At 62.4% G+C, this 13,268-nt stretch carries 11 protein-coding genes; 9 read left to right on the forward strand and 2 right to left on the reverse strand.

Going from position 1 to position 13,268, the window contains the following annotated elements; translation table 11 throughout:
• Position 1: 1 nt before the first annotated feature.
• Positions 2-1,096 carry a quercetin 2,3-dioxygenase gene (locus ABEB22_RS18880; RefSeq protein ID WP_349294948.1) on the reverse strand — a complete coding sequence of 365 codons (1,095 nt, stop codon included), beginning with the start codon at positions 1,094-1,096 and terminating at the stop codon, positions 2-4.
• A gap of 39 nt (positions 1,097-1,135) precedes the next feature.
• Complete coding sequence (locus ABEB22_RS18885; RefSeq protein WP_349294949.1) at positions 1,136-2,626, reverse strand: carboxylesterase family protein; 1,491 nt, start codon at positions 2,624-2,626, stop codon at positions 1,136-1,138.
• 102 nt (positions 2,627-2,728) lie between these two features.
• On the opposite strand from ABEB22_RS18885, the gene ABEB22_RS18890 reads away from it, so the two are divergent.
• From ABEB22_RS18890 to ABEB22_RS18930, 9 genes are all read left to right on the forward strand, one after another.
• Entirely contained in the window at positions 2,729-3,637 is a 909-nt protein-coding gene (locus ABEB22_RS18890; protein ID WP_349294950.1) for a LysR substrate-binding domain-containing protein, read from the forward strand.
• Positions 3,638-3,809: 172 nt separating this feature from the next.
• On the forward strand, positions 3,810-5,435 hold the full coding sequence (locus ABEB22_RS18895; RefSeq protein ID WP_339115423.1) for an ABC transporter ATP-binding protein: 1,626 nt from the start codon (positions 3,810-3,812) through the stop codon (positions 5,433-5,435).
• A gap of 207 nt (positions 5,436-5,642) precedes the next feature.
• A complete protein-coding gene (locus ABEB22_RS18900; RefSeq protein WP_339115424.1) occupies positions 5,643-6,149 on the forward strand; it encodes a MarR family transcriptional regulator in 507 nt (168 codons plus the stop codon).
• Positions 6,142-6,840 (forward strand): SDR family NAD(P)-dependent oxidoreductase, encoded by a 699-nt coding sequence (locus tag ABEB22_RS18905; RefSeq protein WP_349294951.1) that lies wholly within the window; start codon positions 6,142-6,144, stop codon positions 6,838-6,840. Before ABEB22_RS18900 ends, ABEB22_RS18905 begins: the two co-directional genes overlap by 8 nt.
• Entirely contained in the window at positions 6,840-8,171 is a 1,332-nt protein-coding gene (locus ABEB22_RS18910) for an FAD-binding oxidoreductase (RefSeq protein WP_349294952.1), read from the forward strand. The genes ABEB22_RS18905 and ABEB22_RS18910 overlap by 1 nt, the downstream gene beginning before the upstream one ends.
• A gap of 144 nt (positions 8,172-8,315) precedes the next feature.
• Positions 8,316-9,974, forward strand: a complete 1,659-nt coding sequence (locus ABEB22_RS18915; protein ID WP_349294953.1) for a peptide ABC transporter substrate-binding protein — start codon at positions 8,316-8,318, stop codon at positions 9,972-9,974.
• Positions 9,975-10,076: 102 nt separating this feature from the next.
• Complete coding sequence (locus tag ABEB22_RS18920) at positions 10,077-11,027, forward strand: ABC transporter permease (protein WP_339115428.1); 951 nt, start codon at positions 10,077-10,079, stop codon at positions 11,025-11,027.
• 12 nt (positions 11,028-11,039) lie between these two features.
• Complete coding sequence (locus tag ABEB22_RS18925) at positions 11,040-11,918, forward strand: ABC transporter permease (protein WP_339115429.1); 879 nt, start codon at positions 11,040-11,042, stop codon at positions 11,916-11,918.
• 10 nt (positions 11,919-11,928) lie between these two features.
• Positions 11,929-13,254 (forward strand): FAD-binding oxidoreductase, encoded by a 1,326-nt coding sequence (locus tag ABEB22_RS18930; RefSeq protein ID WP_349294954.1) that lies wholly within the window; start codon positions 11,929-11,931, stop codon positions 13,252-13,254.
• Positions 13,255-13,268: the final 14 nt, after the last annotated feature.

Genomic DNA, 13,268 nt, shown 5'->3' on the forward strand with positions numbered 1-13,268 from the left:
GTCAGGCCGAGGCCGGATTGCGAACGGTCAGCACCTGCAGATCCAGCTCGTCAAGATGCGCCAGCACGCGGTCGAAACGGAAGGGCGGCGGCTCGACGGGGAAGGTGGTCATCTCGGTCGGGTCACCCACATAGCGGAAGAAGGGTTCAAAGACCGGCGGCACCAGCCAGCCCAAGAAGCGCGTATAGGGCGTGTCGAGACGGTAGGAATGCACCGTGCCTGCCGGCACCTGCATGTAGTCGCCCGGATTGAGATGGATCTCCTCGCCATTCACCCACATTGTCATCCGGCCATCGACACAGAAGAAATTCTCGGCGTGATGCTCGTGGTAATGCCACGGGATGGCGGGGCCTGTCGGGCCTTCGGTCATCACGGTGATGAAGCGCTCCTGACTGGTGGCGCGGGTCTGCAGGAAAGTAAACAGCTGGTCTGCGGCGACCAGATGCTCGCCTTCGCCCGCGCGCAGCACATAGGGGCTATAGCCCTCGGGGATCTCTGTCGCCTCGACCAGAACCGGAGTTTGCGCAGGGACGGGGCCGCGGAAGCTGACATCAGCGGCGTTCGAGGCCGCGTCCATCTGTGCCTCGCCGAGGGGGGCGCAGGGTGTCTCGGGGTGGACAGGGCGCGGGAACACGGTGCCGAGCGCCTCCCACATGCCACCGAGCTTCGCCCCGATCGCCCATGTCAGAATGCGCGCACGGTGGCTTTTCATCCGGTGACCATGCAGGGTGCCTGCGGGCACGAACGCGTAATCGCCCGCCGTCATCAGATGCAGCCTGTCATCCAGCCACAATTCTACACGGCCATCGAGGATATAGATCGCCTCATCGGTCTCGGCATGGGTATGCAGCGGCAGTTCGGCATCCATCCCGCCGCTGAGGATCGTGGCGCTATAGGCCTGCGCGGTATCTTCCGGGCGCGCGATCAGCGTGGCTACCAGCCCGCCCATCAGGTAATGTGGCCCCTGACCATCGCGCATCGCATAAAGCACCGGCGCACCGGGGAGGGTGCCATCGGCGCGAAGACGGGGCAACTGGCCCAGAGGCGTGCGTGGCCCGCCCTGTTTTGCCGCCGGAGGGGTATTTTTGTCAAGCATATGAAGTCCTTTCAGTCTATGTGGTCTGGTCTGGTCTGGTCAGGGCTTGGGCGGCAGGTTCATCGCTGTCAGCACATCCAGAAGTTCGGTGGCCGGATCAGTTCCGATGGTGGTCTGCGCATCGATCAGCTGCATCTGCGGATGGTCGGTTTTATAGGCAGGCCAGCGGCTGGCCGGAGATCCGTCCCGTGCGAACGCCACCCAGTCATCGGCCATCTCGGCCGAGATCCGACCCGAGGGGCCATCCTGCCTGATATGGCCGAACGCATAGGGGATCTCGGCGGTATGGATTGCGCCCGGGGTCTCCTTGCGCGCCTCTGGCGGCACCCAGCCGAAGCGATAGGCATATACCTCGGCACGCGCCGCCTGCGTCCGTGCGATCTGACGGCTGCCGATGCCCGCAAACCATTCGCTGGCAATCTGCTCGCGCGCGGCATCTTCGGACTGCGTGCCATAGCCGTAACAGGCGGCTTTGGCCGCTTCATAACGGTCCTGTCCCAACTCCTGCGGGAGATCTTGCCAGTAACGCGGTCCGAAAAAGCCCGCTTCCGCCGTGTTCCAGCCGATCAGGAGCGGCACGGGGGCAGCATGGGCGAACCCGTCCGTCAGGGAGTGCTCTACCGTAATCCCGTCGGCAAAGGGCATGGTATGGGCGGGCGGCAGCTGCACCTTCAGCAGATCGGCCACAGGGAGCGCGCGCAGATCATCGGCGCTACAGTCGCGATCAAGCCCGCAATCTTGCGCGAAATCCTGCCCGATATCTTCCGCCTCATCGCGCATGACGGTCGGCACGGCCAGGCCGCCCGATTGCATGATCGCGCGGTGGATGAGCCCTTTGGTCTTTGCGCTCGCCAGCAGATAACCTACCGAGACGGCGCCTGCGGATTCCCCGAACAGCGTCACATTATCCGGATTGCCCCCGAAGGCCGCGATATTGTCGCGCACCCATTCGAGCGCCGCGATCTGGTCCATCAGCCCGAAATTGCCGCCACTGCCGGTGCCTTCGCCCAAAGCCGGATGCGCGAATGTCCCCAAGATCCCCAGCCGGTAATTGATGGTCACCACAACGGCGCCGCGCGGTGCGAGATCCTGCCCGTGGTAGAGTGCCAGCGAGCCCGCGCCGAAGCGGAAGCTGCCGCCATGCAGCCAGACCATCACCGGCAGATCCTTCGCGCTTTCCGGTGCCCAGATGTTGAGCGTCAGGCAGTCCTCGTCCTGTGTGACCTTTGCCAGTGATTTCTCGGGCTCTTTGCGGGCTTCCTGCTGGGGGCAGACCGCGCCGAAACGGGTCGCATCGCGCAGGCCGTCCCAGGCGATCACCGGCTGCGGCGCGTGCCAACGACGCTCGCCCGAGGGCGGCGCGGCATAGGGGATGCCACGGAAAATGTTCAGTCCGTTCTTCCGCTCGCCCCTGATCTGGCCGCCGGTGACCGCGGCCATAGGGGGGGCATTGGCCGGAGCCGCGCTGGCGGCACCTGCCGCGGCGAAGGTGGCGGCGGTGCCGCTCCAGAGAAATGTGCGACGATGCATGGGGCCTCTTTACGATACTTCTGTTGGCAGTTGATCTAGGAGGCTTCTCTTGATAAATAAAATAGATGTATTTGATGGATAAGATCATCCAACATGATAAACATGCTCGAACCCCGCCAGCTGCGGTATTTTGTGACCCTTGCAGAGGAGCTGCATTTCGGTCGCGCGGCGGATAAGCTGAACATCGTCCAGCCCGCGCTGAGCATGCAGATCAAGGCATTAGAGGAGGATCTGGGGCATGCGCTTTTCGACCGCTCCGGTAGGCCGATTGCCCTGACACAGGCCGGACAGGCCCTGTTGCCCGAAGCGCGCGCGATCCTGAGCCAGTGCGAGACCGCGCGCGAAGTTGTGCGCCGTGCGGGCGACGGGCTGACGGGCACGATCCGGTTGGGAGTTTCGGCCTCGGCGATCATTTCGGGGTTGATGGCGCGGGCCATCCTGCATCACCGCAAGGCGTGGCCGGGGGTGCAGGTCAAACCGGTAGAGCTGCATCCGGCGGGACAGGTCGTGGCGCTTGCCGAGGGGCAGGTAGAGGCCTGCCTTGGCCCTGCGACATTGGGCTTGGGACAGGATCGCGCCTTCCAGAGCGATCTTTTGGTGAGCTTTCCCTATCAGGTGGCACTGGCGGCGGACCATCCGCTGGCGGACCGGCCGGCGATCGGAACCGAGGACCTGCGGATGGAGACCTTTATCGGCCTGTCGGGCGCGGAGGATCAGGGGGGGATGGAAGCCACCCGCGCGGCGCTCGCATTCGAGCCCTATCACGGTATGAAGGCAGCAAGCCCGCTGTCGATGCTGGCGCTGGTCGAGGCGGGGCTGGGGATCGCGATCGTCTCGGGGGCGCTGCGCCCGATAATCGGGGCGGGGCTCCGTCTGTTGCCGCTCAGCGATGCGCGTCACCGGATGGATGTCTCGTTCATTCGTCGTGCCTCCCGCACCGATCCGCTGCTCGAAGCTTTTGCCGCAAGCGCGCGGCATGCCGCAGACGAGATCGGCCAGAGCCTGTTCTGAAGGTCTGCGGCTTTCCCAAGGCGGAGAATTTCCGCGCAGGGCCCGTATGGACCTGCCCGTTATTCGGGCAATACTCGCCTCCCCCATGTGTTTGTCCGGACAGGCCTTGCCTCGGGCCGAGCTTCGCCCTGAGGCTGGAGGTCTATAATAATGACAAACGACTGGAAAACTCATGACCTCCCAAACGTCGCCCGTGCTCTCGGTGCGCGGGCTTTCGGTGGCCTTGCCCAAGGCGCTTGATCGCCGCTTTGCCGTGGAAAATATCAGTTTCGATCTCCAGCAGGGCGAGATCCTGTGCATCATCGGCGAGTCCGGCTCGGGCAAATCGGTGACAGCCAGCACCGTGATGGGGCTTTTGCCCGATGTGATGAAGGTTGCGGCAGGCGAGATCACCTTCCGTGGCAAGAACCTGCTGGCCCAGCCCGAATCCGAGTTCCGCAAGCTGCGCGGGCGCGCCGTCTCGATGATTTTCCAGGATCCGCTCTCGGCGCTCAATCCGCTGATGACCATCGGCGACCAGATCCGCGAAGTCCTTGATACCCACCGGATCGGCGATAAGGCGAGCCGTGCGAAAAAGGTGGTCGAGATGCTGACCGAAGTCGGTCTGCCCGACCCCGAACTGATCCAGCATCAATACCCGTTCCGGCTTTCGGGCGGGCAGCGCCAGCGGGTGATGATCGCCATGGCCCTGGCGCTCGATCCCGATATCCTGATTGCGGACGAGCCCACCACCGCGCTGGATGTGACCACACAGGCGCAGATCCTTGATCTGATACGCAAGGTGCAGCGGCGCAAGAATATGTCCGTGATGTTCATTACCCATGATTTCGGCGTGGTGGCCGATATCGCGGACCGTGTGATTGTGATGGAAAAGGGCCATCTGGTGGAACAGGGCGATGCGAAGGCGGTGCTGGAGACGCCCGCCCATCCCTATACCAAGAAGCTGATCGCCGCCGTTCCGACCCTGCGCGAGGCCGACCGCGACCGCGACACCACCCGCTCCGTGGTGATGGAAGTGAAGAACCTGCAAAAGACATATCGCACACGCTCGGGGTTCCTGGGCAAGATGCGCGAGGTCCATGCGGTCAATGACATCAGCTTCACCCTGCGCAAGGGCGAGACGCTGGGGATCGTGGGCGAGAGCGGGTCGGGGAAATCCTCGATGGGCAAGGTGCTGATGAAGCTGATCGGGGCCGATGGTGGCCAGATCCGGTTCCGCGGCGAGGATACGCTCGCCCTGAGCGAGGAAGCCTTCCGACCGCTGCGCGCCCGTATCCAGATGATTTTCCAGGATCCTTATGCCTCGCTTAACCCGCGCTTCACCGTGGGCCAGGCGATGTGTGTGGGGCCGGTGGCGCACCGGTTGCTTACGCAGGCCGATGCGCGCAAGAAGGCCGAGCGTCTTCTGCATACGGTCGGGCTCGATGCGCAGGCCTTTGACCGCTATCCGCACGAGTTCTCGGGCGGTCAGCGTCAGCGGGTCGGTATCGCGCGGGCGCTGATGTTCGATCCCGATGTGATCGTGGCAGACGAGGCGGTCTCGGCGCTGGATGTGTCCATTCAGGCGCAGGTGCTCGAACTGCTGAACCGGCTACAGCAGGAAAGCAAGCTGGCGATGGTCTTCATCACCCATGACCTGCGTGTGGCCAGCCAGATCTGCGACGATATTCTGGTGATGCATCGCGGAAAAATGGTGGAATATGGCCCGCCCTCGCAGATCTTCCGCAATCCGAGCCATGACTATACCCGTAATCTGGTCTCGGCGATTCCGGGGCTTGCGGCGTCGGAGGCGGCTTGAGGGAAGGCGGTGCACTGCACCGCCTTTTCCATTCCGGTTCGCCGGATGCATCGGATCCATGCATCATTCATGGCTGTCGCGGGTCGGGATGCATGAAATCCGTGCAGTAGTTGTAAAGTGCAACCATTATTGTTGTGTTTTACAACTTTCCCCTTGCCGGATGGTCCTTATGACGGAACCATGATGGAAGACCCCGAAAGGAACGACATGGCGGATTTCCTTCCACAGCATGACGATGATGATCCGCCGATGGTGATCGGTGGCCACCGGATCGATATCCTCGAGGGAACCCTAAGCTGGTATATCCGCTCGATCGATTCCCTTGTGTCACGCGATCTCGATAGACGCATGGCGCATCTGGAGATCGCCAAAGGCAAGGGCAAGATCACGGCGCTTTTGCTGGTTGACGATTATCCGGGCATCCGCCCCTCCGAGATTGCCGAGGTGCTGATGCGCGACCGTCCGGCAACAGGGCGCATCCTCGACCGGATGGTGGAACAGGGCGTGATCCGGCGCGAGCCTTCGCCTGATGACCAGCGCGCGCAGTCGCTCTTTATCACCGAAAAGGGCCATGCGCTGTCTCTGGAGGTGCGCGAGATCATCCGCAAACAGGAGGCCGAGTTCTTCCAGATGATCCCCGCGCCCGAACGCGATGCCTTCAAGCGCATGCTGAAAAGTGCCTATATCAATCTGAGGAAAGCCGCCCATGAGTGACCCGCGCTGTGTAATGATTTCAGGGGCCAATCGCGGTATCGGGGCAGTGCTGGCCAAGCGTCTCTTTGATGCGGGCTGGTGCCTGAGCCTCGGGATGCGCAGCCCTGCCATGCCCGATTGGGCCGATGCGGCGCGCGTTCAGGTCTGCGCCTATGATGCAACCGATCCGGCCTCGGCACAGGTTTGGGCGGATGCGGTGATGGCGCGCTTTGGCCGGATCGACGCGGTGGTGGCCAATGCGGGCATCGCTAATCCGCAGGATGTGGTGAGCATTTCCGATGACGAGATGAACGCGCTCCTGCAGGTCAATGTGCTGGGCCCGCAACGTTTGGCGAAGGCCGCGTGGGACGGGCTGAAGGTCTCGGGGCAGGGACGAGTGATCCTGCTGGGGTCGCTGTCGGGCAAGCGGGTGAAATCGGCGCGCTCCGGCCCCTATTCGGTATCGAAATTCGCCGCTGTGGGGCTTGCGCATGCGCTGCGTCACGCAGGGTTCGACGAGGGCATCCGCGCCACGGCCGTCTGTCCCGGATTTGTGGCAACCGATATGGCGCAAAGCCTGACCGATCGGGACACAGCCACCATGACCCAGCCCGAGGATCTTGCGCAGGTCATTGAAATGCTGATCAACCTTCCCAATACGGCGAGTGTCGCCGAATTCCATGTGAATTGTCAGCTCGAGGAGAGCTTCTGATGCCCGGTCCCTTTGTCGTTCCCGTTCATGGTGATGTGGATCTGCCCGAGAAGGTGGATGTGGTGGTGATCGGGGGCGGCATCATCGGCACCTCGACGGCGCTGGAGCTGGTCGAGCGCGGGCTGTCGGTGGCGCTGTGCGAGAAGGGCGGCATCGGGCACGAGCAATCGAGCCGCAACTGGGGCTGGGTGCGGATTACGCGACGCGACCCGCGTGAGGTTCCGCTGATGGCCGAGGCGCTGCGCATCTGGGACGGGATGGCCGAACGCACAGGCCGCGATATGGGGTTCAAGCGGTCGGGCATCGCCTTTGCTTGCGTCGATGACAAAGCCTATGCCGAGCACGAGAAATGGCTTGAAAACCTGCGCGATTACCAGATCGACAGCCGGATGATCTCGGCGGATGAATTCGCCCAGCTCAATCCGGGGTGCAAGATGAAGGTGAAGGGCGCGTTATTCACCGCAGCCGATGCCCGCGCCGAACCGCAAAAGGCCGCCCCCGCCATTGCCGAGGCCGCCCGCGATAAGGGCGCATATATCCTGACCGAATGCGCCGTGCGCGGGATCGAGACCTCGGGCGGCTATGTCTCGGGGGTGGTGACCGAGCGTGGTCCGATTGCCTGTGAGCAGGTAGTGCTGGCCGGTGGCGCATGGTCGAGCCTGTTTGCCCGCAATAACGGGCTGCGCCTGCCGCAGCTCAAGGTGAAGAACTCGGTCATCCGCACCAAGCCCCTCGAAGGTGGCCCCGAAATGGCGATTTGGTCGGAAGGCTTCTCGATCCGCAAGCGGCAGGATGGCGGCTATACGATTGCCGACGGCTTCCGCAATATCGTGGATATCGTGCCCGACAGCTTCCGCTATATGAAGAATTTCCTGCCCGCGCTTGGTGCCGAGTGGAAGGCGCTGATGCTGCGCTTTGGCGGGCGCTTCTATGACGAGGCCCGCATCCCCAATCGCTGGCGGCTGGATGAGGCAAGCCCATTTGAGTATAACCGCGTCCTCGACCCCAAGCCCGCCTTCAATCTGCAAGATCAGGCCCTTGCCAATCTGCGCGAGGCGTTTCCGGTGTTCAATGACGCCCAGATCGCCCAGCGATGGGCAGGCGCTATTGATGTAACGCCCGACGCCATTCCGGTGATCTCGCCCGTCGACCAGATCCCCGGTTTCCATATTGCCACCGGCTTCTCAGGGCATGGTTTCGGCATCGGGCCCGGTGCGGGCCGACTGATGGCCGATCTGGTCACCGGCCGCACGCCGGTGGTCGACCCCAAAGCCTTCCGTTTCAACCGCTTTAGTGATGGCACCAAGATAGAGATTATCAGCGGTTTCTGACCCGTCAGGGGGCGGCCCATCGCCCCGTGACTTCCACCCCAAGCGGGAACAACCCGCACTCTCGACAGACAGACCTTTCCCCGCAAGCGCCCCGCTTTGCGGACCGGAAAAGATTTGCCTGACACCAACAACAGGGAATGTAAGATGACACAAGATCACAAGACCACATTCACCCGCCGCCAGAGCCTGATGATGATGGGGGCGGCCGGATCGCTGGGCCTGATGGGGCCGAGCCTTCTGCGCAAGGACGCCGCTTTTGCGGCCGGTGCGTCGCCCGAGGGGCAGCTGGTGCTAGCGTTTTCGCAAGAGCCCACCGTGTTCAACCCGTTGATGCCGCATATCGAGGTGGATGAGGGTGTCTATTACGCCATTTTCGACACGCTCTTCGATTTCGACCCCGAGGGGCAGTTGTTCCCGATCCTTGCCGCCGAAGTGCCCACCGTGGCCAATGGCGGTATCTCGGAAGACGGTCTGAGCTGGAAGGTCAAACTCAAGGACGGCGTCAAATGGCATGATGGCACGCCCTTCACCGCCGAGGACGTGAAATTCAGCCTCGAACTGACCGTGAACCCCGATTTCCGGTCCTTCCGCTCGACCGGCTATAAGTTCATGCGCGACATCACCGTGGTCTCGCCCACCGAGATCACCTGGACCATGTCCGAACCCTTCGCGCCGCTCGCGGGTGTTCTGGCCTCGACCTATATGATCCCCAAAGCCGCCTTTGACGGTCAGGCCGATCTCAACAATACCCCCTTCATGAACAGCCCTATCGGCACCGGCCCCTATAAGTGGAAGACCCGTATGGCGGGCGACCATATCGAACTGGCGGCCAATACCGATTACCATATGGATGGCCCGCATCTCGAGACGCTGATCATCAAATATGTGCCTGATCTCAATGTGATGTATACCCAGTTCAAATCGGGCGACATTGATGTGGTGGGGCTGCAATATATCTCGCCCGATCATCTGGCCGAGGCCGAGAAGCTGCCGGGCAAAGTGGTCAAGGTGGCTGGCACCGCGACCTTCGAGAGCTTCGGTCTGAACATGCAGCGCCCGCAATTCAAGGATCTGGCCGTGCGTCAGGCGCTCTATGCGGCCATCGACAAGAGCTCGATCATCGATGCGCTGTATTACGGCGTGCCGACGCCCACCGAGACCTATATGCCGCAGCAGAGCTTCTACTATAACCCCGATCTGCCCAAGCATGAATTCAATATCGATAAGGCCAACAAGCTCCTTGATGACGCGGGCTGGACCAAGAACGGTGATGGCATCCGCGAGAAGGATGGGGTGACGCTGTCCTTCACCAACTCGACCACCGCCGGCAACCACCTGCGCGAGCAGGCACAGCAGTTCATCCAGCAGACCTTCAAGGAAATCGGCGTGGATATGCAGATCAAGAACCTGCCGCCTGCGGTGATGTGGGGCGATTACTGGATGAATTCCGAGTTCGACTCCGTGGTGGTTGGGCTCAACTGCCTGGCCGGTGCCGATCCCGATACCTCGGATTACTTCATGTCCACGATGTCGCCCGCTTTGGGGGGCTCGGGGCAGAACACCTTCGCTTATCAGAGCGAGAAGGTGGACGAGCTGTTGAAGGCCGGTGCGCAGAGCTTTGTGCCCGAGGACCGCAAGAAGATCTATCAGGAACAGCAGGCCGTCATGCGCCATGATCTGCCCTTCCTGCCGATGTTCCAATATGCCGTTGTCAAAGGCTGGAAAGACGATGTGGCGGGCCCCACGCCCAATGTGAACAACCGCATCGATACTTGGAATGTCCGCGACTGGTCGCGCACCTGATCCCCCTGACCGGAGGCGTCTGTCTCCGGCACCTGTCCCATCGCCCGAGGGCGGTGGGGCCTTTTCCGAGTTTTTCCCAAAGCCCCAACCGAAAGGCACGACATGCTGCGCTACATCCTGTCCCGCCTCGGACAAAGCCTGATCCTTCTCGTGATCGTCTCCTGTATCGGGTTCTGCGTGCTGTCGCTGGCACCCGGAGGGCCGCTCTCGCAATTCGCCCTCAGTCCCGGCATGACGCAGGAACAGCTTGCCAAGATCGCCGAGCAGATGGGGCTGAACCGCCCGCTGCCGGTGCAATATATCGACTGGCTGAGCCATCTGTTTGTAGGCGACTGGGGCCAGAGCTACCGCGATGGCCAGCCCGTTCTGGCCGTCATCGGCAGCCATCTTTTCGCGACGCTTTTGCTGATGGGCACCTCGACCGTTCTGTCCGTCACCATCGGCTCGGCCATCGGGATATTCTCCGCGCTCAAACGCGGTAGCGGCTTTGACTATACGATGACGGTCTTTGCCATGGTCGCGCTCTCGATCCCGACCTTCTGGTTCGGCTTGGTGGCGATCTATGTGTTCTCGCTGCATCTGGGCTGGCTGCCTGCGGGCAATATGTATTCGGTGGGTGACGGGTCGGTGCTCGATTACCTGCGCCATCTGATCCTTCCTGCCATGGTGCTGGCGCTGGTCGATGTGGCGATCTGGTCGCGTTATATGCGAACCTCGACGCTGAATGTCATCAAACAGGATTTCGTGCGCACCGCCCGTGCCAAGGGGCTGACCTCGCGCCGTGTGCTCTTCAAACATATCGTGGGTAATTCGCTGGTGCCGATGATCACTTTAGCGGGTCTACAGCTGCCCATGGTGCTGGGTGGTGCGCTGGTGACCGAGACTGTCTTCACTTGGCCCGGCATGGGGCGTCTGTTCCTCGATAGCCTTGGCTATAACGACTATCCCGTGGTGATGGGGCTCTTGATGGCCTCGGCCATTCTGGTTCTGGTGGGCAATCTGGCCGCCGATCTCATCGTTGCGCTGATCGATCCGCGCATCCGTCTGGACTGAGGAGGCTTGCCCATGACCACCACCACAACCGATCTCGCGCCGCGTGCCAAGTTTTTCCAGTCGCGTGCCCTGCGCCGCTTCGCCTCGCATAAACTGGCCCTTCTTGGCCTCTTCATGGTGCTGGCGCTGACGGCGGCCTGTTTCATCGGGCCGCATCTTCTGCCCTATGACGAGCTGTATATCGACCTGCGCGCGCGCTTTGCGCCCCCCGGCACCGGCGCGCATATCTTCGGCACCGACCCGCTGGGCCGCGATATTGCCGCACGGCTCTTCCATGCGGGGCAGGTGTCCATGGCCATCGGCTTTGCGGTGATGATCATCGCCACCGCCATCGGCTCGGTCATCGGCGTGCTTTCGGGCTATTACGGGGGCAAGGTTTCGGCGGTACTGATGCGGATCGTCGATGCGTTCCTCTCCTTCCCGTCGGTCTTCCTGCTGCTGGCGCTGGCGGCCTTCATCCAGCCCGGCCCCGTGATGATCGCGCTGATCATTGCCGCGACCAGCTGGATGGAAGTGGCGCGCATCGTCGAGGCGGAGGTCAAATCGCTGAAAGGGCAGGATTTCGTGCAGGCCGCCCAGATGCTGGGTCTTTCGGGGCGCTGGATCATGTTCCGCGAGCTGTTGCCGAATGCCATCGGCCCGATCATCGTGGCCGCGACGCTCACGGTCGCCCGCGCGATCCTGCTTGAGGCCTATATCTCCTTCCTTGGCTACGGCATCCAGCCGCCGCTGCCCAGCTGGGGCAATATGCTCAACGGGGCGCAGCAATATCTCGATAGCGCGCCTTGGCTTGCCATTGTGCCGGGCGTGGCGATCACCATCGCCGTGGCGGGGTTCAACTTCATAGGTGACGGTCTGCGCGACGCATTTGATAGCCGCACCGATCTGTAAGGAGCCTCCGATGACCCGCCGCTTTTCCCCCTTCGAGGATACGCTCTGGTATGCCACGGCCACGCCCGCACCGCAAACGCGGCCCCTGCAGGGCGATGTGCAGGCCGATGTCTGTGTCATAGGGGCGGGCTATTCCGGCCTGACCACCGCGCTGGAGCTGGCCAAGCAGGGCGTGAAGGTTGCCGTGATCGAGCGCGCCCAGATTGGCTTTGGCGGCTCGGGGCGCAATGCGGGCCATTGCACCCCGACCTTCACCCATTATGCGCTGCCTGATCTGCGGCGCGTTCTGGGCGAACCTTGGGCCGAGCGTCTGATCCATCGCCAGACCCGCGCCAATGACCGCGTGGGCGCGATGATCCGTGATTACGGGATCGAGTGCGAATGGGAGCAGAACGGCTATGTGCAGGGCGCGTTATTCCCCAGTCATATCAAGGTGATGGAAAAACGCGCCGCCGAGTATAACGCGGTGGGTGCGCGCACGCGGATGCTGGACCGCACGGAAGTTGCGGCCATCACCGGATCGCCGCGTTTCATGGGCGGGTGGTATCATGAGGAGGCGGGCGGGCTGAATGCGCTTGGCTATGCGCGGGGGCTGGCGCGGGCCGTGCTGCAGGAAGGCGGACAGATTTTTACCGAGAGCCTCGTGACGGGAGCGGCCCGCGAGGGCGGCAAATGGGCTGTAACCACGCCGCAAGGTAAGGTGCTGGCCGAGAAGGTGATCTATACCACCGGCGCCTATACGGTGGCAGGCTGGCCGCAGCTCGACCAGACCTTCCGCATCCTGCGGGTGTTTGTAGCGGCGACCCAACCCCTGTCGCCCGAGACGCAGGCGCATCTTTTGCCCAAGCGCACCACCATTCAGGACGGGCGCGGCGATATCTATGTCTATAAATACAATGCCCAGAACCGCATCGTCGCCTCGATGTTCCCGATGCTCCGGCGCGGCTATGACCGCAGTTTGACGGCCAAGATCATGACCGACCGCCTCAAATGGTTGCATCCCGAAATCCGCGAGGAGATCCGTTGGGATTTCCTCTGGACGGGCGAATTGGACATGCAGCGCCACACCGTGCCGCGGCTCTACCAGTTGGCCCCCGGAGTGGTGGCGATGACGGGCCTTTCGGGGCGCGGCGTGCCCACCGGCTCGATGCTGGGCGGTATCCTGTCCGATTGGGCGATGGGCGTGGCGGATGCCGATCTGGACCTCAAACTCGAACCGCTGTCCGCGCAGCCGCGCTATATGGACGTAGCGCCGAAAATGGCGCTTCTTGGCTACCGGCTGCGCGATAATTTCAAGGCTTTGCGGCAGGGTAGGCCCCTGCCGCCTCACGCATAAGGCGGGACAGTCCC

It is taken from the genome of Thioclava sp. 'Guangxiensis', assembly GCF_045348365.1.
Lineage (GTDB): Bacteria > Pseudomonadota > Alphaproteobacteria > Rhodobacterales > Rhodobacteraceae > Thioclava > Thioclava kandeliae.